Origin of the sequence: Actinomyces dentalis DSM 19115 (assembly GCF_000429225.1) — a bacterium.
GTDB classification, from domain to species: Bacteria; Actinomycetota; Actinomycetes; order Actinomycetales; family Actinomycetaceae; genus Actinomyces; species Actinomyces dentalis.
This window is the reverse complement of record NZ_AUBL01000027.1, coordinates 1-21,141: the sequence shown is the minus strand read 5'-3', so window position 1 is coordinate 21,141 and position 21,141 is coordinate 1. Positions and strand designations below refer to the sequence as shown.

20 protein-coding genes are annotated in these 21,141 nt (G+C 72.5%); 5 read left to right on the top strand and 15 right to left on the bottom strand.

The window, feature by feature from the left end; translation table 11 throughout:
- Positions 1-187 precede the first annotated feature (187 nt).
- The gene (locus tag G446_RS0107230) at positions 188-1,504 is read right to left on the bottom strand and encodes a C1 family peptidase (protein WP_026409657.1); all 1,317 of its coding nucleotides are present in this window, start codon (positions 1,502-1,504) and stop codon (positions 188-190) included.
- Positions 1,501-2,019 (bottom strand): hypothetical protein, encoded by a 519-nt coding sequence (locus tag G446_RS0107225; RefSeq protein WP_026409656.1) that lies wholly within the window; start codon positions 2,017-2,019, stop codon positions 1,501-1,503. Before G446_RS0107225 ends, G446_RS0107230 begins: the two co-directional genes overlap by 4 nt.
- A gap of 1,041 nt (positions 2,020-3,060) precedes the next feature.
- On the opposite strand from G446_RS0107225, the gene G446_RS0107220 reads away from it, so the two are divergent.
- The 5 genes from G446_RS0107220 to hisC all read left to right on the top strand — a co-directional run bounded on the left by G446_RS0107220 (position 3,061) and on the right by hisC (position 7,848).
- Positions 3,061-3,690 (top strand): class I SAM-dependent methyltransferase, encoded by a 630-nt coding sequence (locus G446_RS0107220; RefSeq protein ID WP_026409655.1) that lies wholly within the window; start codon positions 3,061-3,063, stop codon positions 3,688-3,690.
- Between the two features lie 43 nt (positions 3,691-3,733).
- Positions 3,734-4,315 carry a hypothetical protein gene (locus tag G446_RS0107215; RefSeq protein ID WP_026409654.1) on the top strand — a complete coding sequence of 194 codons (582 nt, stop codon included), beginning with the start codon at positions 3,734-3,736 and terminating at the stop codon, positions 4,313-4,315.
- 158 nt (positions 4,316-4,473) lie between these two features.
- Positions 4,474-4,701 (top strand): hypothetical protein, encoded by a 228-nt coding sequence (locus G446_RS16545; protein WP_051285747.1) that lies wholly within the window; start codon positions 4,474-4,476, stop codon positions 4,699-4,701.
- On the top strand, positions 4,698-6,665 hold the full coding sequence (locus G446_RS16540; RefSeq protein ID WP_051285746.1) for an alpha/beta hydrolase: 1,968 nt from the start codon (positions 4,698-4,700) through the stop codon (positions 6,663-6,665). The genes G446_RS16545 and G446_RS16540 overlap by 4 nt, the downstream gene beginning before the upstream one ends.
- Before the next feature lie 100 nt (positions 6,666-6,765).
- On the top strand, positions 6,766-7,848 hold the full coding sequence (gene hisC, locus G446_RS16535) for a histidinol-phosphate transaminase (RefSeq protein ID WP_034469594.1): 1,083 nt from the start codon (positions 6,766-6,768) through the stop codon (positions 7,846-7,848).
- Between the two features lie 16 nt (positions 7,849-7,864).
- Here hisC and G446_RS0107195 read toward each other — a convergent pair whose 3' ends face one another.
- The 13 genes from G446_RS0107195 to G446_RS20300 all read right to left on the bottom strand — a co-directional run.
- A complete protein-coding gene (locus G446_RS0107195; protein ID WP_026409653.1) occupies positions 7,865-9,295 on the bottom strand; it encodes a ribosome-binding factor A in 1,431 nt (476 codons plus the stop codon).
- On the bottom strand, positions 9,292-11,388 hold the full coding sequence (locus tag G446_RS0107190) for a PQQ-binding-like beta-propeller repeat protein (RefSeq protein WP_026409652.1): 2,097 nt from the start codon (positions 11,386-11,388) through the stop codon (positions 9,292-9,294). Before G446_RS0107190 ends, G446_RS0107195 begins: the two co-directional genes overlap by 4 nt.
- A gap of 55 nt (positions 11,389-11,443) precedes the next feature.
- Entirely contained in the window at positions 11,444-12,850 is a 1,407-nt protein-coding gene (locus G446_RS0107185; RefSeq protein WP_156916565.1) for a hypothetical protein, read from the bottom strand.
- Positions 12,851-12,975: 125 nt separating this feature from the next.
- Positions 12,976-15,192, bottom strand: coding sequence for a hypothetical protein (locus G446_RS16530; protein ID WP_034469591.1), 2,217 nt, complete (start codon positions 15,190-15,192; stop codon positions 12,976-12,978).
- Positions 15,193-15,284: 92 nt separating this feature from the next.
- Positions 15,285-15,689 (bottom strand): type II toxin-antitoxin system VapC family toxin, encoded by a 405-nt coding sequence (locus G446_RS0107175; protein WP_034469588.1) that lies wholly within the window; start codon positions 15,687-15,689, stop codon positions 15,285-15,287.
- Positions 15,690-15,691: 2 nt separating this feature from the next.
- On the bottom strand, positions 15,692-15,970 hold the full coding sequence (locus G446_RS0107170; protein ID WP_026409649.1) for a type II toxin-antitoxin system Phd/YefM family antitoxin: 279 nt from the start codon (positions 15,968-15,970) through the stop codon (positions 15,692-15,694).
- 151 nt (positions 15,971-16,121) lie between these two features.
- Positions 16,122-17,231, bottom strand: coding sequence for a YwiC-like family protein (locus G446_RS0107165; RefSeq protein WP_026409648.1), 1,110 nt, complete (start codon positions 17,229-17,231; stop codon positions 16,122-16,124).
- A gap of 662 nt (positions 17,232-17,893) precedes the next feature.
- Positions 17,894-18,508: a hypothetical protein gene (locus G446_RS19885; RefSeq protein ID WP_156916564.1), complete on the bottom strand. Its 615-nt coding sequence runs from the start codon at positions 18,506-18,508 to the stop codon at positions 17,894-17,896.
- A gap of 32 nt (positions 18,509-18,540) precedes the next feature.
- Entirely contained in the window at positions 18,541-18,864 is a 324-nt protein-coding gene (locus G446_RS0107160) for a hypothetical protein (RefSeq protein ID WP_156916563.1), read from the bottom strand.
- A 347-nt stretch (positions 18,865-19,211) separates the two neighbouring features.
- Positions 19,212-19,691: a hypothetical protein gene (locus tag G446_RS18700; protein ID WP_156916562.1), complete on the bottom strand. Its 480-nt coding sequence runs from the start codon at positions 19,689-19,691 to the stop codon at positions 19,212-19,214.
- Positions 19,692-19,771: 80 nt separating this feature from the next.
- The gene (locus tag G446_RS19880) at positions 19,772-20,254 is read right to left on the bottom strand and encodes a hypothetical protein (protein ID WP_156916561.1); all 483 of its coding nucleotides are present in this window, start codon (positions 20,252-20,254) and stop codon (positions 19,772-19,774) included.
- 75 nt (positions 20,255-20,329) lie between these two features.
- Positions 20,330-20,707, bottom strand: a complete 378-nt coding sequence (locus tag G446_RS0107150) for a hypothetical protein (protein WP_156916560.1) — start codon at positions 20,705-20,707, stop codon at positions 20,330-20,332.
- Between the two features lie 122 nt (positions 20,708-20,829).
- Positions 20,830-21,141: S1 domain-containing protein (locus tag G446_RS20300; RefSeq protein ID WP_034469584.1), on the bottom strand; the 312-nt coding region annotated here is incomplete at its 5' end.

Genomic DNA, 21,141 nt, shown 5'->3' with positions numbered 1-21,141 from the left:
CGGACGGCGGTGGCGCTCTTCGACAGGGCCGCGACCTCGTCGGGCACCGCCGAGGCCGCATCGGACCGGGGGAGGGCAGGGCGCCGCGCGGCGGGAGCGCCGTGAAGCGCACGCCCGTGTCCTGGGATTCGAGAGCGCCGGTTCGGGCGGGTCCCGGTGGACGAGCGCGTCGGCCCCGCCGGGCGGATCAGAACATCGGGTCCCAGCTGGGCAGGATGATCGGCTCGGCCTCCAGCGCCGCCCGCACCTCCGCGGGCAGGCGGCTGGCGCGCACCACCACCTGGAAGACGTACTCGTCGAACCACGAGTCGTTCATGGTGTGGAAGCCCTTCTCGCCGACCTTGTCGCCCCAGGAGTTCTCCACCCGCCAGCGCCGCGGCTCGCCGTCGACGAGGTCCACGCCCGTCAGGCACATGGCGTGGGTGAGCGCCGACTCGCGCGCCACCAGCCGCTCCGCCTTGGTCATGGACAGCTCGATGCCGTACAGGCCCTCGTAGTCGTGCAGGGCGGCGTCCCAGATCCCGGCGTCCTTGTCGCGCTGCTTGGCCACGTCGCAGGCGAACCACACCGGCTCGCCGTCGCGGATGGCCGCGATCGCCGCCGCCTTGAGCACGGACAGCTCGGCGGTGACGTGCTCCTGGGTGGGCTCGCCCACCATGAGATCGGTGCGGTCGATGCCGAACCTGGTGTTGAGGGGGATCTCGGGGCGCGGGTCGTGCGCCACCACGACGAACTCCTCCAGGCCGGGCGCGTAGCGATCGGCGAACTCGCGCGGGGTCAGCGTCCCGACGCGGTGGAAGGCCTTGTCCTTGTCCCGGTACTGCCACACGAACTCGCTCGGCGGGGCGCCCAGGTGGATGGTGAGCATCCGGTGGACGTCCTCCATCGCCGCCGCGCGGATCGGCTCGGGGTCCGCGCCGTCGGCCACGGCCGCGCGCAGGCGCAGGGCGGCCCGGCGCAGCGCCGTGGCCAGGTGGTCGTTCATGGCGTCGGAGTTCGCGGCCGAGTCCGTGTCCGGCATGGCGTAGTGCGGCGCCATCCCGTACTTGGCGACGAGCCGGGCGAACTCCGGCCACCAGCCGCCGTCGCCGATCGGCTCTTGCAGGGCCTCGATCACCTCCCGGTCGTCCAGCGGCCGCTCGGCGTCGGCGATGGCCCGGGCCAGGAAGGCGGCGGCCTTCTCCAGCTTGTCGTGGAAGTAGACGAAGCTCTGGCTCAGCTCCACCGACTCCACGTTCAGCTCCTTGATGAGGCGGGCGCGCAGGACGTTGAGGCCGGCGAAGGCCCAGCAGCGCCCCGAGTGCTTCTGGTCGGTGATGGCGGCGTCGGGGATGAGGTCGGAGACCGAGGGGTCGATCGAGGTGACGACGGCGCGGTCCAGGGTGAGCTTCTCGACGCCGGTGGTGGCCACGGCGTTGCCCGCGAGGCGGGCGGCGGGGTCGGCGAGGAGGGCGGCGTTGCGGGAGGCGACCCAGGCGGGGTCGACGGCGTGGGGCTCGGTCATGGCGCGAGGGTAGCGCCTCGGGTCGCCAGGTAGCGGCCGGTCATCGACGACTCCGCCGCCGCGACCTGCGGGGGCGCGCCCGTGGCGACGACGCGTCCGCCGTCGGCCCCGCCGCCGGGCCCCATGTCGATGACCCAGTCGGCGTTGGCGATCATGTCGAGATCGTGTTCGATGACGAGCACCGTGGCCCCGGCTTCCACGAGCCGGTCCAGCACCCCGAGCAGGACGCGCACATCCAGCGGGTGCAGGCCGATGCCGGGCTCGTCCAGCACGAACACGGTCCCGTGCTGGTCGCGCCCCAGGTCGTTGGAGAGCTTGAGGCGCTGCGCCTCGCCGCCCGACAGGGCCGTCGTCGTCTCCCCGAGGGCGAGGTAGCCCAGGCCGAGGTCGACGAGCAGCTGCAGCCGCCGGCGGACCTCGGGCAGGTCCGCGCAGGCGTCCAGCGCCCCCTCGACGGTGAGCGCGAGCAGCTCGGGCAGGGAGAGGTCCGCCGGCCCCGCCGGTTCGGCCCGCATGGTGGGACGGCGTCTCGCATGCCGTGACGCGCCCCGGCCCGCGAGCACGTCACCCAACCCGCGAGATCGTACCCCGACCCGCGAGCACGTCACTTGACCCGCGAGCACGTCTGCCAGAGGTACGTGCTCGCGGGTCAAGTGACGTGCTCGGCGGTTATCCGACGATCTCGCGGACCGTGGCGCCCGGCGCCGCTGCGCCCCGGACGCCGAGACGCGCACTTCGCACTCGAGCGGGCAGTTCCAACCGCACGCAAGTGGTCCAAGCAGACCGGCCGCGTCACGACATGTGAGACGCCGTCCCACCATGCGGGACGGCCGGTGGGGCGGAGCGGGGGCGGGGCGCCGGAACCACCCCGGACGACCAGCCCGCCGAGCCCACCGCGCCCAACACCCTCCAGCACACCCGGAGGAGACTCGAATGGGTCATCGCGGCCGGCCCCCGCGCCCCACCGCTCAACAATCCTCCGCATTGCACCCGGCGAACGCATCCAGACGCCCCCGAACAACCTCCCAGACGAGGAAGATTCGTCCGAGCAGGTCGCCGCGACCCTCGTGCTCCGCGTTTTCAAAACCATCCTTTGAATAACCTTCATGTTGAAGCCTTTCTCACCGGGAACGGCGGCTCGCAGGGCCGGATCAGCATGATGGCGCGGATGGGCGGGCGCGGGGTGGTGCGCATGGGGCTCCTGGGGCGGTCCGGGGCGGGTTCGTGTCCGAATCTGTTGCAAAGGCCCTCCGCGGCGAGATCGGCGGCGAGCAGAAGCGCGGAATATCAACGTTTCTCTTCCGGCGTTTCGGCGCGATCGGGGCCTTTGCAACAGATTTGGACAACTGGTGTCGCCGCGGGCCCCGCAGGGAGGGCGGGCGCGGGCCGGGGACGGCGCGACCCGGGACGGGAGTCCGCCTGGCCGTGGCCGCCGCGGCGTGCGGGTGCGGTCGCCGCCGTAGCCGGGGACGCGGCCGGTGCCCGGCGGCCGCCGCGGCGTGCGGGTGTTGTGCATATCCCCGCTCAAGGCCCTGGGCGGCGGATAGTCTCGCCCCATGAGTGAGCGTCAGGAGCAGTGGGAGGCGCGTTACGCCTCCGTGGACCGCCTGTGGTCGGGCGAGCCCAACGACTGGCTGCCCGAGCTGGCCGCCGGCTGGGCCCCTGGCACCGCCCTCGACATCGGCTGCGGCGAGGGCGACGACGCCCTGTGGCTCGCCGCTCGCGGCTGGGAGGTCACCGGCGTGGACCTGTCCCCCACCGCCGTCGGGCGCCTGCGGGACGGGGCGCGCCGGGCCGGCCTGGACGGGCGCGTGCGGGCCCTGATCCTCGACGTCACCGCCGAGCCACTGCCGGCCGGCCCCTTCGACCTGGTGACCTCCTTCTACGTCCACGGCGGACCGGCGCCGGACGCTCTCGACCTGGTCGCCCTCCTGGCCGACGCCGCCGCCCGCGTCGCCCCCGGGGGCCGCCTGCTCATCGCCGTCCACTGCGTCAACCCGCCCTGGCACCGCCACGAGGCCCGCACCTACCGGCCGGACGAGCTGCTCGCCGCGCTTGGGCGGACGGCCTGCGAGGGCTGGGACGTCGAACTCGCCGAGGAGCGCCCCCGCGAGGCCGTCGGGCCCGACGGCGCCCCCGGGCTCCGCTCCGACGCCGTGCTCTGCCTGCGACGGCCGGGGCGGTGAGGCGCGCGTTCCGGGGCGGGCCCGGAGGCGGCACAATGGCGCCATGACGCAGCAGGAGCCCGACGACGCCCAGGTCCCCGAGTGGATCGGCCGGCTCGTGCGCCTGGCCGAGCGCGCCCGCGGGGTCCTCATCGCCGAGCTGCCGGTCATGGCGGTCACCGCCGTCCTGGCGGGGGCGCTGACCCGGGCGGCCGGCTCCATGACGCCCTGGCCGCCGGTGCTGTGCGCCCTGGAGGGCTTCGCGCTCGTCGAGCGCCGCGGCGGGGCCGGCGCGGGGGCGCTGCTCGCCGTCGCCGACATCGTCGGCTCGGGCCTGGGGGCGGTGGTCCTCGTCGTCGGCCTGCTGGCGGGGGCGCCCCGGCCGGTGGTGGGCGCGGCCCTGTGCGCGACCGCCCTCATGACGGTCACCGCGGCCGGCGCCCTCCTCGCCGAACTGCCCGCGACGGCGCACCGGCGCGGACTGCGCACGGGCGCGGGGCTCGCGGTCCTGGCCCTCGCCGCGGGCGCGGCCGTCCTGAGCCGGTCCTGGTGGGCGGTCCTGGGCCTGGCCGTGGCCGCCGACGTCCTGGGCCTGGTCGCCCTGCGCGCCGAGACCCGCCGGGAACGGCTCTTCCGGCCGGACTGACCCTCTCGGCCGCGGCGGCCTTCCGCCCGGCCGGGCCGGCTCTTCCGACCGGGCCAGTCCGCCCGGCCGGGCTCCACAGGGGCCCGCGCCGACAGGGCGCCGAGGCCCCGTCCACAGGCCCCCGGCGGCGCCGGACCGCGCACCCCTACCGTGGGGGCATGAACTCGCTCACGCTCGGCGTCGCCTCCCAGGAACTCGACTCCGGCATCACCGCGGTGCCCACCGCCGTCCCCACCAGCTGGAAGGGCGGCGCCTCAACCGCCTGCCAGGGCAGCCTTGACGACGTCGTCGCCCTCCTGGCGGGCCTCACCACCCGCATGGAAGCCGCCATGGCCTCCGTCGGCGCCGTCAACGACGGCGCCGAGCAGTGCACGGTGATCCCATGAGCCCGGCCGGCACAGGCGACGGCGGATCGGGCCGGACCCCGTCGGTCGACGACACCACCGACGCCCCGTACCACCTCGACTGGCAGGGGGACGCGCCCGGCACGGTCGTCACCGCCACCATCACCGGCGGCGCCTACGAGGTCGACACCGCCGACCTCGACGCCTTCGCCTCCACCCTCACCACCGCCGCGGGCTGGTTCGACGACGCCCGCCGGCACGCCCTGAGCGTGCGGGCGGAGGTCGAGGCCGCCCAACCCCCCACCGAACCGGATCCGTGGAAGGACCCGAACCAGCTGACCCTCAGGACCTGCATCTCCTCCACGGCGGGCGGGGACGGCAACTCGAACGGGTTCGGAGCGCACGCGTTCATCGACCAGCCCGGCGTCACGTCCTGCTCGTCATGGGGGCCGCCCGCCCCCTCCGGCACCTTCGAGTTCAACATCGCCCAGAACATCGCGCTCGCGGACCTGGACGCCCTCATCGACGGGGCCGGGTCCCTCGCCGACGTCGCCCAGACCCTGCACGACCTCGCCGACGACGTCACGCGCTGCTCGGAGGTCTACCGGGGCGCCGAGACCGACGCGACCGCCGACACCGGCCTGCCGGGCACCGTGGCGCTGTGGCACGACTACTTCACGCGCATGTCCCAGGACGGGATCGCGGACGAGGCCCTGTTCGGGTTCATCATGTTCGTCAACTTCCTGACGCTGGGCGGCGCGATCCTGCCCGACGGCGTCGCCGACGCCTTCGACACCTTCAACGTCATCCTGGACTCGAGCGACCTGGGGGACTGGGTCAGGGATGACCTTCTCTTCCTCGTGGTCCTGGTCATCGTGGCCGGGAGGGCCCGGACCGGCTCCGAGGCGGCCGTTATCGAGACCCACCTCGCCCAGACCGCCGAGCGCCTGGACCCGGCCATCTCCGCGCAGCTCCCCGACCAGATCCAGGTCGGCTCGCGGCTCGTCCCCACATCCTCCCTCAGTCCCATGGAACGGGTCGCCGCCTACCTCGCCATGCGCTCGGCCGACCACGCCTCCAACCGCTACGGGACCCAGGCCGGTCTGACCATCACCCCGCGGGGTGGTGCGCCCGTGCGCGTCGCGACGAGCCCGGCCGACCCCCTCGGACTGGGCGGGGCGGCGGTCGTCGGCGCCCCGCCGCCCGGCGACGCGGAGGAGACCGAGGCGCTGGGCGGCCCCGCCGACGTCATCCGCTACTCCGACCGGGTCCAGGCCGGCAGGAAGGACGACTCCACCGGCGTCATCTCCGTGCTGCGCACCGACCACGCCGACGGGACGACCTCCTGGGTCGTCGTCGTCCCCGGCACCGCCGACTGGGGGCTCGGCGGCCCCAACCCCCAGGACCTGCTCACCAACTTCCAGGCCGTCTCGGGCATGCCCACGGACATGGAGACCGCCGTCGTCGCCGCCATGCAGCAGGCCGGCGTCGGGCCGAACGACCCCGTGGGCCTCTACGGGCACTCCCAGGGCGGCATCGTGGTCACCCGGCTCGCCGGCGACCCGGGGGTCAACGAGCACTACAACGTCACCACCCTGCTCACCGCCGGCTCGCCCGTGGGCGGCATAGACCTGCCGGACTCGGTCAGCGCCCTGCACCTGGAGAACGGGGGCGACGCCGTGCCCTCCCTCGACGCCGCCCCGAACCCGAGCTCGCCCCACCGGATCACCGTGAGCGTCAACACCACCGACACCGGCATCGCCAAGTACCCGCACCACGCCTCCCACTACGCCCAGGCCCTGGAGAACATGCCCGACGACCCGAACGTGGAGGCCTGGAACGCGCAGATGAGGGGCCTGACCGGCGCCGGGGAGGAGGGCGCGGTGACCACCGCCTACGTCTTCGACATCGAGCGGGAGAGGATGCCGCGCGACGCCGGCGACTCGTCCCACTTCGACGTCGTGCAGGCGGCGCCGCAGGGCAATGGCAGCGCCTCCCGCTTCTGACGGGCGGGCCGGAGCGGTCGGCCCCTGCGGCGCCCCGCCCCCGGACTGGCCCGCCGCCGGACCGATTCCGGCGGCGCCCCGCCGGTGCGAGGATGGGGCCATGAGCCGCCTCCACATCCGCAAGGCCGTCGCCACCCTGCCCGCCTACATCCCCGGGGCCCGCCCCGCCGGCCCCGACACCGCCAAGCTGTCCAGCAACGAGCTGCCCTACCCCGCCCAGGAGGGCGTCGTCGAGGCGATCCGCCGGGCGGCGGGCGGCGTCAACCGCTACCCGCAGATGACCGGGGAGGACCTCGTCGCCGCGCTCGCGGCCCGCCACGGGGTCGGGACCGGCGACGTCGTCGTCGGCAACGGCTCGGTGGCCCTCATCCAGCACGTCCTCGACACCGTCTGCGACGAGGGGGACGACGTCGTCCTGCCGTGGCGGTCCTTCGAGGCCTACCCGATCTGCGTGGCGGTGGCCGGGGCGCGCGCGGTGCGGGTGCCGCTCACCGCGGACGGGCGCCACGACGTGCCGGCGATGCTCGCCGCCGTCACGCCGCGCACCCGCGCGGTCCTGGTCTGCACCCCCAACAACCCCACCGGCCCGGCCCTGCGGGCGGCCGAGCTCGAGGCGCTGGTCGACGGCGTGCCCGACGACGTCCTCGTGCTCGTCGACGAGGCCTACCTCGACTTCGTCACGGACCCGGCGGTGGGCGACGCCCTGACCCTGCTGGGGCGCCACCCCAACCTCGTGGTCTCGCGCACCTTCTCCAAGGCCCACGCCCTGGCCGGGATGCGGGTGGGCTACCTGGTGGGCGAGAGCGGGATCATCTCGGCGATCCGCTCGGTGACCACGCCCTTCGGCGTCTGCCTGCCCGCTCAGGCGGCCGCGCTGGCGGCCCTGGAGCCGGCCGCCCTGGCCGAGACCGCGCGGCGCGCGGGGCTGGTGGCCGCCGAGCGGGACCGGGTGGTGGCGGGGCTGCGCGAGCAGGGCTGGGCCGTGCCCGAGACGCAGGGCAACTTCTTCTGGCTCGGCGTCGGGCCGGAGACGACGGCGCTGGCCGACCACTTCCGGGCCGCCGGGATTCTGGTGCGTCCCTTCGCCGGCGAGGGCGTGCGGGTGAGCGTGGGGACCCCCGGGGAGAACGACCGCGTCCTGGCGGCCGCCGCCACCTCCCCTCTCCTCCGCCGTTTCCGGTGAAGGGGCGGGCGGCGGTTCAGGCGGAGCGGTCGGTGAGCGCGGTCCGGGTCAGGGACGCGGTGAAGGTCGAGGAGCCCTCGTGCGGGCCGTCGCGGCTCAGCATCATGATCGGCTCGGTGCTCACCGGACCGGGGGCGTCCATCCATCCGGCCGTCTGCGGGGTGAAGGCCGGGCCCCTGTCACTCTCCGACCACGCGGGCCTCCAGCGGGTCGTGATCCATCCGCTCGCCGTCGGCACATGGGAGAGGGTGAAGCCGGTGGTGTCGGCGGTCGCGCCCGAGGCGGGATCGAGCAGCTCGCGGCCCAGCGCGGCCCACACCTGGTTCCAACTCGATTCCCCGCCCTGGTTCACCGTGCTCGCGGGCGCGTCCCGGGCCACGGCCGTGAGGGCGTCGTCGTCCGCCTTCCCGCCGGTGAAGCGCTCGAGGAATCCGTTGGGGTGGACGGCGTAGACGCCGTCGATCTGTCCGGTGGCCCGGCCCGAGGCGGTCGCGAGGGCAGCCCGGTAGCCCAGGCAGTCCCCCGTGCGGCATGCGGAGTCGATGCGGGAGGCCCCCAGGATGAGCGAGTCGCGGGTCGCCCCGAGCAGCCACAGGGGCGTCGACCCGGTGGCGGGCGGGGCCTGAGGATCGGCCAGGGGGAAGGCGGTGAGCGTGGAGCTCGTATCGCCGCCGGTGCCGGTGTCCGGCCCGTCGGATCCACCTGACCCGCCGGCGGGCCCGCCCGACCCGCCGGCGATGACGGTCTCGCTCCCCGGGTGGAGGAGGCTGGAGGTCTGGATGACCAGGGCGTCGTCGGTCAGGGCCTGCCCGAGGACGAGCCCGCGGATCTCCTCGGTGCGCACCGCCCGGCCGCTCGCCCGGTCGAGGACCGCCACCGCCGAGACGTGCTCGCCCGGGGTGAGGCTGACATAGGCGCGCACAATGACCGAGGCGTAGCGGCCGTCGGGGCTGACGACGACGTCGCTGCGGCCGGCGATCTTTCTGACCTCGTCCTCCACATCGCTCTTGTAGTTCGCCCACCAGGGCGCGGCGCCGTCGGGCAGGGAGATCAGCCGCGCCCACGCCAGTGAGCCGTCCGCCGGGTCGAGCGCCACGAGGGCCGCGTCGAAGTCGTTCTCGGAGTAGTAGTAGGGGAGGAGGGAGACCAGGGGGCCAGCCCGGGTGGGGAGAATATCGAGCTTGGCGGTCCCCGCCCTCTCGGACGTGAGGTCGGTTCGCCATCCCTCCCCGCCCCGATCGGACTGCACGGCGTCGACCGTCAATTCCGTCACCTGCGGCACCATGGAGCCGACGGCGGGGGGCGGCATGCCGGCGGTTCCGGCACCGGGTCCGCCCGACCCCTTGCAGGCGGCCAGCACCGGGGCGCAGCCGAGCAGGGCGGCCAGCGCCGCGCGGCGGGTGATGCGGCGGGCCGTGCGACGGCGGGTCGTGCGCGCATGTTTCACGGGAAACCTCCCGGGACGGCGTAGATCCGGATGGGCGGTGCCGGAGTCGAGTAGATCGGGTGACCGGAGGGGATCACTATGAGAAGGGTCGCGCCGGGGACGGTGAGGGCGGCGGTGCCTCGGCGCGTCAGAGCGTTTTGCAGCTGCTGCGCCGGCGGGCGCCTGTCGTCGGGAGTGCTGCTCGGGTCGAGGGCGGAGCCCTCGCCGATCGGCGCGCTGATCGGCGCGCCGCCGTTCCCGGGGCGCACGACGACGCTGCCGGTGGCGCTCCCGTTGTGGACGGTGGCTTCGATGCCGACCTCGGCGGAGGCGAGTCCGGGGTCGGTCTCGGGGGTGCGGACGGTGCGCGTGGCCGTGTCCAGCAGGGAGCTCACCGCGGCGACCCGGTCGTCGCCGGGGTCGGGGTTTTCCATGGAGAGGTCGCTCGGGTGCTGCCCGACCAGGCACAGGTCGCCCGAGGCGAGGGAGGCGCCGCTGTTGATCCCGCTGCTGATCCCCATGGGGACGGGCGCCGTGCCGGCCTCGGCGGCGGAGCCGGCCAGGGCGTCGATATTGACGGCCTGCGTCTGCCAGCCCATCATGACGGGCTCGGCGTCGGCGCTGTTGGTGCGGGCGGTTCGGGCGGCGGCGCGGGCCTCCCGGATGGCGGCGAGCGTGGCCTCGGCGGCCCGGGCCCCCTCCCCGGTCAGCTGGGCGGTCCAGCCGTCGACGATGACGAAGCGCCGATTCGTCGGGTCGGTGAGGACGTGGTCGATGCGCGTGGCGGCGGTCGGATCGGCGTCGGGTATGAGGATGAGATCGTCCCAGGTGCCCGGCCGGAACTGCCCCGGGTCGTCGTAGCCGATGAAGGTCGAGTGGCCCGCCGAGCCGGTGTAGCCGGAATCGTAGGACCGGCTGTCCTTCCCGTCGGGGTCGGGCAGCGTCCACAGGTCGCGTCCGTCGATCAGGGAGAAGGCGCGGTCGCCGTCGAGGGCGGCGGTGTCGGTGAGCTGGAGTGAGGAGCGGTCACCGCCGGGGTGCTCGGCCGTGACCCGGCCGGTGCGGGTGTCCAGGACGACGGTGAGGGCTGACTGACGGTCGGTGCCGACCCGCAGGGCGGCGTAGCGGCCGTTGGGGCTGGTGACAATGTGCCGCTCGCCGACGAGACCGCTCTCCCCGTTGATGCGGATGAAGTCTGCGCCGGGGCGCTCGTAGCTCCACCGGACGGCGCCGGTGGTCGGGTCGAGTCCCCTCACGGCGCCGGATTGGACGACGACGGGGCCGGCCTCCCCGGCGACGACGTCGAGCGGGTCCTCCACCAGGCGCGTCCAGGCGAGCTCTCCGGAGACCGCCTCGGGTCGGGCGGGGATCGCCGCGGGGACGGGTGCCGTCGTGCTGATCTCCGGGCGGACGAGGACGGAGGGCAGGACGGCCAACCCGGTGCAGGCCAGCACGGGGACGAGGAAGCCGACGGCGCCGACCGCCAGGACGCGCGGGGCGGGGGCCGGGCGCGCGAGCCGGCGGCGGATCGCGGGCGGACGGTGGCGACGGAGCGCGCCGCGGGCGACGGATCTGGCCGGTCGCTCGGCGCGGCGTCGGAACCGGACGGAGGCGATACGGAATATGTGGACGATGAGGAGCCCCGCGGCCAGGTAGGCGGCGGCGAGCGCGGCGAGATAGTGCGGCGGAACGGTGGTCTGACGGTAGATCTTCCACCAGTCGCGCAGCGGGAGGGCGGCGGGGACGCACGCTCCCAGGAACAGGATCGCCCAGATGCACCTGACGACGGTTCGGAATTGTTCGACCGCCGCCAGCGCGGGCAGGAGGATGAGCCCGCCGAGTACGCCGTACACGATGCAGGACGTCGCGTTCGAGAAGTCCGTGAAGGGCATCTGCCGGTGCCGGACGACGGCGAGGACGATCGTGACGCCGAGGGCGGCGAGGGAGCCCAGGAGGAAGCCCGTGGAGACGGCCCGCCGGCGGGCGGGGCCGGGAGCGCGGCGGCGCGGGCGAGGGGCGTCGGCGCGGTTCGGCGCCGGAGGGGAGGTCGGCTCCGGCGGCGAGTGCCCGGCGGCCTGGGCCGGGGCGGGGTCAGGGGCGTCGTCGGCGGGCATGGCACCAGTGTGCCCGGTTCCTCCCGCGGAGGGGGAGGGGGCGGAGCGGCGATGGCTAGGCGGGGCGGCCGGTGAACGGGGTCCGGGTCAGGGACACGGTGATGACCGACGAGTCCGCGGACAGTTTGCCGGCGCAGTTCATTGTCATGGTCGGCTCGGTGCTCACCGGGTCGCCGGGCGCCGCCATCCAGCCGTCCGCCTCGGGGGTGAAGCTCAGATCCCTGTCCCCCTTCGACCATGCGGGCCTCCAGCGGGCCGTGATCCACGTGGTCGCCGTCGGCACGTCGGAGAGGGTGAGGCCGGTGATGTCGGCGGCGGCGCCCGAGGCGGGGTCGAGCAGCTCGCGGCCCAGCGCGACCCACGCCTGCCGCCGGCTCAGATCCTCGTCCGGGTCCGGCGTGCCGCGGGTCAGGTCCGGGTTCTTGCTCTGAGCCGCGCGCGTGAGGAAGTCGTCGTCCGCCTCCCCGCCGGTGAAGCGCTCGAGGAGGCCGCTGGGGTGGACGGCGTAGACGCCGTCGATCTGCCCGGTGGTCTGGCCCGTTGCGGTCGCGAGGGCGGCCCGGTAGCCCAGGCAGTTCCCCTCGAGGCATTCGGGGTCGATGCGGGCGGCGCCCAGGATGAGGGAGTCGTGGGTCGCTCCCAGCAGCCACAGGGGCGTCGACCCGGTGGTGGGCGGGGCCTGGGGGTCGGCCAGGGGGAAGGCGGTGAGCGTGGAACCGGCGCCGCCCGAGCCTCCCGCGTCCGCGCCGGTGCCGGCGCCCGGCCCGGCGATAACATTGTCGGCGCCCGGGTAGGGGGTGTTGGAGGTCTGGACGATGAGGGCGTCGTCGGTCAGGGCCTGCGCCACGACGAAGCCGCGGATCTCCTCGGCGCGCACCACCTGGCCGTTCGCCGCATCGAGGACCGCCGCCGCCGAGACGTGCTCACTCAGGACGGAGGACACGTAGGCGCGCAGGATGACCGACACGTGACGGCCGTCGGGGCTGACGGCGACGGCGCTGCGGTTGGCGGCCTCCCTGACCTGGTACTCGAGCCTGCCGAGGTCATCCCCCCAGTGGGGTGCGGCGCCGCCGGGCAGGCAGACCAGCCGCGCCCACGTCAGCGAGCCGTCCGCCGGGTCGAACGACATGAGGGCCGCGTCGGGGCTGTCGGGGCTGTTTCCGAGGGACTCGTCGTAGTACTTGGAGACGAGGGCGACCAGGGGGCCGGACTGCGAGGGGAGCACGACGGTCCTGTCATTCTCCAGCCCCTCCTGGGGCATGAGGGTGACCGACCATCCCTCCTCGTCCTGGTTGGGCTGCTTGACGTCGACTTTCAGGTCTCTCACCTCCGGCACCATGGAGCCGACGGCGGGAGGCGGCGCACCGGTGGGAGTGCTGCCGGCGGCGCCGTCGATCCTCGTGCAGGCGGCCAGCGCCGGGGCGCAGCCGAGCATGACGGCCAGCGCCGCGCGGCGGGTCATGCGGCCGACGGCGGTGCGGCGGGCGGCGCCTCGGACCGCGCGGGGGACTGCGTGTCGGACGGCGCCCCGGGGGCCCGGCATCGGGTCGGCCGGGGAACCGGGGAATATCGGTGCGGACTCGGGCGTCATGACGGGGCTCCTGTGAAGGCGCAGAGGCGGATGAGCGACGGGGAGTGCGACGACCCCGAATCGTCGAAGGGAGTCAGGATGAGGAGGGTCGCGCCGGGGACGGACATGGCGGCGACGTTCGAGCTCTCCAGAGTCACCCGACTCTGCGGCACCGGACGGTACTCGCCGTCGAGCATCTCGGATGGTCTTGCGAGGGAGCCGTCGTCGATGGGCATGGTGATCCCCGCGCTGCCGTCCCCGGGGCGCACGACGGCGCTGCCCCCGGTATTGCCGTGCTGAACGACGGTTTCTACGCCCACCCGGGCGGAGGCCAGGCCGGGGTCGGCGTCGGGGGCGAGGGCGGAGCGCGTCGCCGGGTCGAATACGGCGCCCGCCGTGGGAGCATCCGGCCCGGAACCGCTCTGGCCCTTTGCGAGCAGGCGCAACTTGCCCGAGATGAGGGAGGTCCAGCGGTCGACCCCGTTGCCGGCGCCCATGGGGACCGGCTGCGCGGGGGCGGCGGAGGCCGCGGAGCCGTCGCCGCCGGCGGCCAGGGCGTCGATGTCAATGGCCCGCGTCTGCCAGCTCTGCGCGGCGGTATCAGCGCCGGCGTCGGCGTTGGGCTTGCCCCGGGCCTCCTCGAGGGCGGCGATATCGGCTTCGGCGGCCCGGGCCCCGTCCTCGGTCAGCTGGGCGGTCCAGCCGTCGACGACGGCGAAGCGCCCATCCGTCGGGTCGGTGAGCACGTGGTCGATGCGCGTGGTGGCGGTTGGGTCGGAGTCGGGGATGAGGATGAGATCGTCCCAGGAGCCGTGGGGATCGGCCGCCCACGCCCGGACGACGAAGGCCGAGTGGCCGGCCTGGCCGGTATGACCGAGGTCGGCGGACGACACGGGCCCCTCGTCCTGCGCGTTCCGGAGGCTCGTCCTCTTCCCGTCGGGGTCGGGCAGTGTCCACAGGTCGCGCCCGTCGGCCAGGGAGAAGGCGCGGTCGCCGTCGAGGGCGGCGGTGTCGGTGAGCTGGAGCGAGGCGTCCTCGTGGCTGGGGCGCTCGGCCGTGACCTCGCCGGTGCGGGTGTCCAGGACGACGGTGAGAACCCACTGCCAACTGGCGTCGATACGCAGGGCGGCGTAGCGGCCATCGGGGCTGGTGACGAGGTAGCGCTGGCCGAGCAGATCCGCCCGGTCGACTGCGGCGAGGGTGGCGCCGGGGCGCTCGTAGCTCCACCGGACGGCGCCGGTGGCCGGGTCGAGTCCCCTCACGGCGCCGGATTGGACGACGACGGGGCCGGCCTCCCCGGCGACGACGTCGAGCGGGTCCTCCACCAGGCGCGTCCAGGCGAGCTCTCCGGCGGCGGCCCGGGGGCGGGCGGGGATCGCCGCGGGGGCGGGCGCCGTCGTGCTGATCTCCGGGCGGACGAGGGTGGAGGGCAGGACGGCCAACCCGGTGCAGGCCAGCACGGGGACGAGGAAGCCGACGGCGCCGACCGCCAGGGCGCGCGGGGCGGGGATGGCGCGCAGGAGCCGGCAGGGACGGCGCCCGCTCGCGGCCGGACGCGAGCGGCGGGCCGCGCGGCGGGCGGCGGATCCGGGTGCCCGCCCGGCGCGACGCCGTCGGGGCGGTGCGGGGACGGGGCGGAGCGCGCAGACGCCGAAGAGGCACCCGGCCAGGAAGGCGGCGGCGATGGCGGGGAGGTAGCGGGGCGGGACGGTCGTCTCGCATTGGATCTCCCACCACCTGCGCAGAGCGAGGGCGATGGGGATGCCGGTGGCCGCGAGCAGAACGGCGCGGACGCACCAGGCGAGGATCCGGATTCGCCTGACGCTTGCGCACAGCGCCCATGCGAGGACGAGCCCGCCGCCCACGCCCCACAGGATGTAGTCCTTCACGGCCTCGCTGGGCATCTGCCGGTACCGGACGACGGCGAGAACGACCGCGCCGAGGAGGGCGGCGAGGGAGCCCAGGAGGAAGCCCGTGGAGGCGGCCCGCCGGCGGGCGGGGCCGGGACCGCGGCGGCGCGGGCGAGGGGCGTCGGCGCGGTTCGGCGCCGGAAGGGAGGCCGGCTCCGACGGCGAGTGCTCAGCGGCCCGGGCCGGGTCGGTCGGGGAGTCCGGGGCGATCGGGGCCGGCGCCGGGTCGGTTGAAGAGTCCGGGCTGGTCGCGGGGACCGGGTCGTCGGCCGGAGTCGATGGCGGGTCGGCCGGGGCGGTGTCAGGGGCGTCGTCGGCGGGCATGACACCAGTGTGCCCCGGTTCCTCCCGCGCCGGGGCGGGTTCGGCGGGATGCTCGGACCGGCCCCATGTGCGGTTTCCGCCGGTTTCGCTGGTTACTCCCGCGCTTCGACGGGGTCGACGACGAGCAGGCCGAGGTGCTCGGCGACGGCTCTCATCGCATGATCGTGGGTCGCAACGGTGACCGCCTCGTCGATGAGGAGCGCCGTCGCCAGGTGCAGGGCGTCAAGAGTCTTGATATGACGCTCGATGGATTCGGCAGTGGCGTGCACCCGGCGGGTGATGTCGATGAGACCAACCCGATCGAGGAGCGGTTTGCCATCGCCGAGTGGCCTGCCGTCGCGTCGCAGGACGCGGATCACCTCCGTGCGCAGAAGACGTGAGGAGACGAAGGCCGTCCCGGCCTCCTGCATCCAGGACTGCACCCGTCGGCGTTCGGGGACGTCCAGGATCGTGCGGAGCGCCACCGAGGAGTCGAGGTAGATAAGACCGGCGGGCACGGTCAGTGGTCCCCGCGCGCCTCGTCGAGCAGCGCATCGGCCTCTGCTGCGGTATAGGTCCGCCCGCCCGGGTGACGGGGCCAGGGCGCGGGTGTCGATGACGGCGGGGTGTAGCGCCCCTCCCGCTCCAACTGCGCCAGCGTCGTATCCGCGCCGTGCACTGAACTGATCCGCCAGCGCGGTTCACCGCGCTCGGTCACCACGAGGTCGGCGGTGTCGGTGACCTGGGAGAGGGCCGCCGCCGTATGCTGGTTGAGCTCACGCTTAGTGATCGTTCGCATGCGCCTAATGTACTACCTATGTCAGACTTCTTTAAGCGGCGTCCGACGACTGCGGCCCGCGCCGGACGGGGCCGCGGCTGCCACGATCGGCGGTTGGCGTCGTCGCGACCGGTGCGAGCGCGACCGGTGGCCGGCGCGGGCGCGGCCGCCGTCAGAGCGCGATCGTGATCAGGAAGGCCGCGGTGAAGAGCATCTCCGTGCGCCCCAGAGTCCGCGGGGGCATCGGCCGCCTCTCCCCGGCCAGTTTCCACTGCCGCAGCGGCATGACGAGGGAGCGCACCGCCAGCGCCACCCACACGACCGCGTGCGGCCACCCCAGGCACCCCCCGGCCGCCAGCCACACCGCGGCCGCCGCGACGAGCGCGTGCGCCGCCACCGTCCCGACCAGCAGGGGCCTGTTGAAGCGCTCGCGGATCATCGACTTGATATAGGGGACCGTCCCGCAGAAGTAGGCGGCGGTCGACGCCGTGACCACCCACATCCACGCCCATCCCGTCAGCGCCCCGTTCGGGCTCGACCCCGGCAGCCCGCTCGCCCCGCCCGTGCCCAGGAAGCCGCCCGCGCCGCCGACCGCGAGGCTGTAGGTCACGGCCGACATGAGGCTCGCGGCCGCCGTCGTCGCCAGACCGGAGAGCAGGGAGCGCTCGCGCCCCCGCCACACCTCCCACGCGGCGACGGCGAAGAGCGGGACCAGCGGCACCGCCCAGCCCAGCAGGTAGGGCGCCACGAGGAGCGTGATCAGTCCCAGGCAGGCGGTGGAGCAGGTGTAGACGAGCAGCGGCAGCAGAAGGAGCCGGCGGCGGCGCGGCGAGCGCGTGCGCAGCCACTGCGACCAGGCCCAGTAGGTGAGATAGGCGTCCCACCAGGCGGGCAGGAGCAGCAGGTTCACCCAGCTGAAGCCGCCCACGATCCAGCCGATGATGGGCGGCAGCACGAGCATCGAGTAGGCGCCGTGCTGGTTGGGCACCCACGCCTTGCGACCGGGCCGGCGGCGGATCCTCTCCTGCTCGGCCTTGGCGGCCTCGATGCGCTCGCGCACCGTGGCGGACTCGGGGGCCCCGCGCGGGCGGCCGGTGGCGAGCATGATGTCGTCCTCGGGGCCGGGCCTGGACTGATGGGAGGGGATGGCGGAGACGGCGCGGCCGGTCGGGCTCGCCGCCGGATCGGCCGAGGGCGACGACGGCGCGCCCGGCGCCGGCGACGGATCCTGGCTCTCCTCGCGGGAGGGCCGGGAGGGCGGGGATGGACGCGACTGACTCATCCCTTCAGGATAATAAAACCGGCTCGATCCGGCATTGGTGGGGACAGTCCGTCAGATCGGCGGGCGGCGTGTCGGGACCGGGTCGGGTTCCGACGCCGCGAGGGACGATGGCGTGAGGGTAGACGGTGTGAAGGTCGACGGCGTGAGGGCCGACGGCGTGAGGAGCGGGCGGTCCGTCGAGCACGAGGCGCGGTCTCCGGAATGCGGCGTCCGGAATGCGGTATCCGGCCGGCCCTCACGCGAGCCGCCCGGCCGACCGGCCCCTTCCTCGTCGAGATGTGCGTTTTGCACTCGAGGGGTGCACTTTGCACTCGAGAATGACGGTTGGAACTGCACTTTCGAGTGCGAAGTGCACGTCTCGGCGTCGGGGGCGCCCGGGGGCCGTCGCCGCGACCCGTGCTGCCCATCCCGGGGGCCGCAGCGACGCCGTTTGTCCAAATCTGTTGCAAAGGCCCGGATCGAGCCGGAGCGCCGGAAGAGAAACGTTGATATTCCGCGCTTTCGTCCGCGGCCTATCCCGGTCCGGGGCGCCTTTGCAACAGATTTGGACACGACCTCGCCCCGGGCCGTCCCAGGAGCCCCACCCGCACCACTCCGCGCCCGCCTGCCCCCGTCACCGCGCCGATCCGGGCCCAGGGACCGTCGTTCCCGGCGGGAAAGGCTCATCCCAATTCCGGGGTTCTTCTATCCGATGGTTCTTCGGCGGATCCGCGGGTCCGTGCGGGTCGTTGTGCTCGAAGTCGTTGGAACTGCGGTCGTTCCACCATGCTCAGAAAGCATTCTCGGCGGGTGAGCCTGAGTTCGCCGTCGGGCCAGGTGCCGAGGCGGCACACTCGGATGCGCTCGCCGGTCGCGGGCCAGAATTCTTCGGCGCAGCGGGCGGGGTCGTCGTCCATGAGGCGGCGCCGCAGCGCTCCGACGTCGCCCGAGACCTCCAGGTGCACTGAAACGCCCCAGTCGTGATGAGTCGTGACGACGCCCCATTCCACTGATCCCAGACCGGATGAAACGGAATCGCGCCCCGCTGGCGACTCCGGCACATCGTGCGGAACCGCCAGAAGGCGCAGCTGCTCGTTCCATCCCGTCAGCCGTCGCACCTGGATGCGTTCCCCCGGATCCGGCCAGTACTCCTCATTGAAGTAGATCGGAGCATAATGAATCTGCGCCCTGTCAACGATTCCCTCATCGCCGGAATCCTCTAAACGCACACCCAGACCCCAGGGGTGATGAGTTGTGACGGTGCCCCACTCGATCGGCCCCAGTCGTACGTTTCCCATGCCCGTTCTCCAAGCCGGTCGCCGCGGTGCGGTTACGCGTCCTCCGTTGCGCGCGGGAAGGCCCAAGGCGGGTCGGGTGGCCGGTCAACGAAGCGGGGTCGGCCGCTCAGTCGCAGACTGCCGTCGGGCCAGAGGCCCAGGGGCCGGATGCGGACCCGCTCGCCGATTCCGGGCCAGCGCTCCTCGGGGGCGGGATCGGGCCCGCTCTCCATGAGCCGGGCCCGCAATTGCCCGACCCGCCCGGAGTCCAGGCGCACCTCCACGCCCCAGTCGCGGTGGGCGACGACCGTTCCCTCCTGGGCCGGTCCGGATCCCTCCGGGGGCGGGTACTGGCGCGGCGGGTCGTACCCGTTCACCAGGCCCTCCATGGCGCTCTCGCAGCTTGGTCAGGCGCACCTCGTCATTGGGGGACCTGTAGAGGTACCTGCGCACCCGGATGCGCTCGCCGATTTCGGGCCAGTACTCCGAGTCGCAGTGTCGCGGGTCGTCGTGAATGGAGGTCAGGACGATGACCCCTTCATCGCCGGACTCCTCCAAACGCACACCCAGACCCCAGGGGTGATGAGCCGTCACGACGCCCCACTCGATCGGCCCCAGCCGTATCTCCTCCATATCCGTTCCATACCCGCTTCCGCTTCTAGATGCCTATAAACGAGGGCAGTATAACTCCATATTCAGGCGGACGCGACCCGGTTGTGGGAAGTCATGCTTCATCGTGCCGAGTCGGACCGCCGAACCGCTGTTCCCGGTTAAGAGGGTCCGTCCGTTGATGTTCGGATTCCGCATTCCTCGCCCATTGCTCGAAGTCCCTGCGCCACTCTTCGGAACTGATATCAGGGATAACTTTCTTGTATTCATCGATGCTAAGAGTGCCGATGAGGTGAACCAAGGACCACGCCAGGCCGTAACTCGTGCTCCCGTCCTCCGGGAACAAAGAGGCCAGCACTCTCGCTTCCTCCATGGTGATAGGGGGGTCGATGGCGGCCAGAAGGAGTTCGAAGTCGAGCAGTTCCCGGTCGATTCCGGGATAGTCGTCATCGTCCGTCGGCAGGGGGCCGAGACGCTCGAGGTTCCGGATCTCCGCTCGGATCACATTAGTCCTCTTCGTGTAGGAGATTGTCCCGGAGGTATCTGGATGCGTTTCCGGAGACGGTATGACGACGGCCCGTTCTTCATGAATCACGAATGCTCGTTTCCGACATTCATAGTACTCCGTTCTGCGGCGTCACGCGATCAGTTCGCCGACTCTGTCGACATCCTCAATCACAATTCTTCCCAATCGACTCCGGTGAAGCGCCCACCATTGCGCGCGAACTCCAGGACGCACCGTTTCCCCAGACTCCATGGAATGATTGCGTCGCCGGGCATGTCGGAGACGGCTCTGATCCCTCCGGTCATATAATCTTTGAAGGGAACCCAGTCGTTCCTGCTTCGATCGCCTGTGCTGATGTACGGCTCCTCATCCCTCGAGGCGTAGTGAACAACGCACTCGTTTCCTCGGACGAATATGGTGATGTTTGGGAAGATGACTTGATCGAATGACATGATGAACCGATTCGAATCGCCTTCGAAGCGTCGTGCAAGAAAACGGCGCAGAGCCGCCTCGTCTGAGAGCAAGATATTGTTGACTTCGAAATCACAGCAGTGCAGCGATCGAAACATACGTTCAAGTCCTTTCAGGTTGAATGCGGAGATTTCTAATTTCCGGTGCGCGATCTCGGCGAGAGGGACCCGATGAGTGCTCATCATGATGTTGTGCGCGAAGAATGGGTTCGCATCTCCTCGGGGCGATAGCGCGCATCTCGATCCCGATGGTCCTGCTCATTCCATCTCCCAGACGAAGCTCGAGGGCTTCCCGGAGAGCAGCTCTCCCACGGCCAGTGCAGCGATTCTGGCGCTCACGATCGTGCGGTCGGGGAACTCGCCCGGCTGTCCGCAGGCGAACAACTCGGTCGTGCCGTCCGCCTCTTGGTCGCCAATGAGATTGTAGAACGTCGTGTCGTCCTCGGTGCGGTATACGACGACTTCTCCGTTCTCACCTCCGCCCGCCCCGATCGTCTGCGGGTCATCGAAAACCGTCACGCAACTTCTCGACAGGCCGTTGAGCCTGCGTATGAGGTCGCAGATAGTATCCACGGACTCGACCGTGTCGTGGTTCCCGTCCTCGTCATCCCAACTGACATTTCGCATCGCATTCATATCTGTACTCTTACATTCGGCTGAGCCGTTGTCGAGTCACTCATTTAAAGGAGCCGGGATTCGTCGCCGGCGCCGGGCGCGTCCTCCATGGAATTGCGTCAGACTCTCGACGGAGGATATTTCTATGACTCCGAGGGGAGCCGCTTCCCCGGCCACCGGTGGCGTCTGGGCATCCGGTCCACGAAACTGGACCTGCCACTCAGTCGCAGGCCGCCGTCGGGCCAGAGGCCCAGGGGCCGAACGCGGACCCGCTCACCGATTCCGGGCCAGCGCTCCTCGGGAGCGGGATCGACGCTGTCCTCCATGAGCCGGGCCCGCAATCGCCCCACCCGCCCGGAGTCCAGGCGCACCTCCACGCCCCAGTCGCGGCGGGCGACGACCGTCCCCTCCTCGACCGGCCCGAACCCCTCCGGGAGCGGGTACTGGCGCGGCGG

Excerpts from the sequence above, each read along its gene's own strand:
- G446_RS0107230 (WP_026409657.1), bottom strand. The coding sequence starts at position 1,504 with ATGACCGAGCCCCACGCCGTCGACCCCGCCTGGGTCGCCTCCCGCAAC.
- G446_RS0107225 (WP_026409656.1), bottom strand. The coding sequence starts at position 2,019 with ATGCGGGCCGAACCGGCGGGGCCGGCGGACCTCTCCCTGCCCGAGCTG.
- G446_RS0107220 (WP_026409655.1), top strand. The coding sequence starts at position 3,061 with ATGAGTGAGCGTCAGGAGCAGTGGGAGGCGCGTTACGCCTCCGTGGAC.
- G446_RS0107215 (WP_026409654.1), top strand. The coding sequence starts at position 3,734 with ATGACGCAGCAGGAGCCCGACGACGCCCAGGTCCCCGAGTGGATCGGC.
- G446_RS16545 (WP_051285747.1), top strand. The coding sequence starts at position 4,474 with ATGAACTCGCTCACGCTCGGCGTCGCCTCCCAGGAACTCGACTCCGGC.
- G446_RS16540 (WP_051285746.1), top strand. The coding sequence starts at position 4,698 with ATGAGCCCGGCCGGCACAGGCGACGGCGGATCGGGCCGGACCCCGTCG.
- hisC (WP_034469594.1), top strand. The coding sequence starts at position 6,766 with ATGAGCCGCCTCCACATCCGCAAGGCCGTCGCCACCCTGCCCGCCTAC.
- G446_RS0107190 (WP_026409652.1), bottom strand. The coding sequence starts at position 11,388 with ATGCCCGCCGACGACGCCCCTGACCCCGCCCCGGCCCAGGCCGCCGGG.
- G446_RS0107185 (WP_156916565.1), bottom strand. The coding sequence starts at position 12,850 with ATGACCCGCCGCGCGGCGCTGGCCGTCATGCTCGGCTGCGCCCCGGCG.
- G446_RS16530 (WP_034469591.1), bottom strand. The coding sequence starts at position 15,192 with ATGCCCGCCGACGACGCCCCTGACACCGCCCCGGCCGACCCGCCATCG.
- G446_RS0107170 (WP_026409649.1), bottom strand. The coding sequence starts at position 15,970 with ATGCGAACGATCACTAAGCGTGAGCTCAACCAGCATACGGCGGCGGCC.
- G446_RS0107165 (WP_026409648.1), bottom strand. The coding sequence starts at position 17,231 with ATGAGTCAGTCGCGTCCATCCCCGCCCTCCCGGCCCTCCCGCGAGGAG.
- G446_RS19885 (WP_156916564.1), bottom strand. The coding sequence starts at position 18,508 with ATGGGAAACGTACGACTGGGGCCGATCGAGTGGGGCACCGTCACAACT.
- G446_RS19880 (WP_156916561.1), bottom strand. The coding sequence starts at position 20,254 with ATGAGCACTCATCGGGTCCCTCTCGCCGAGATCGCGCACCGGAAATTA.
- G446_RS0107150 (WP_156916560.1), bottom strand. The coding sequence starts at position 20,707 with ATGAATGCGATGCGAAATGTCAGTTGGGATGACGAGGACGGGAACCAC.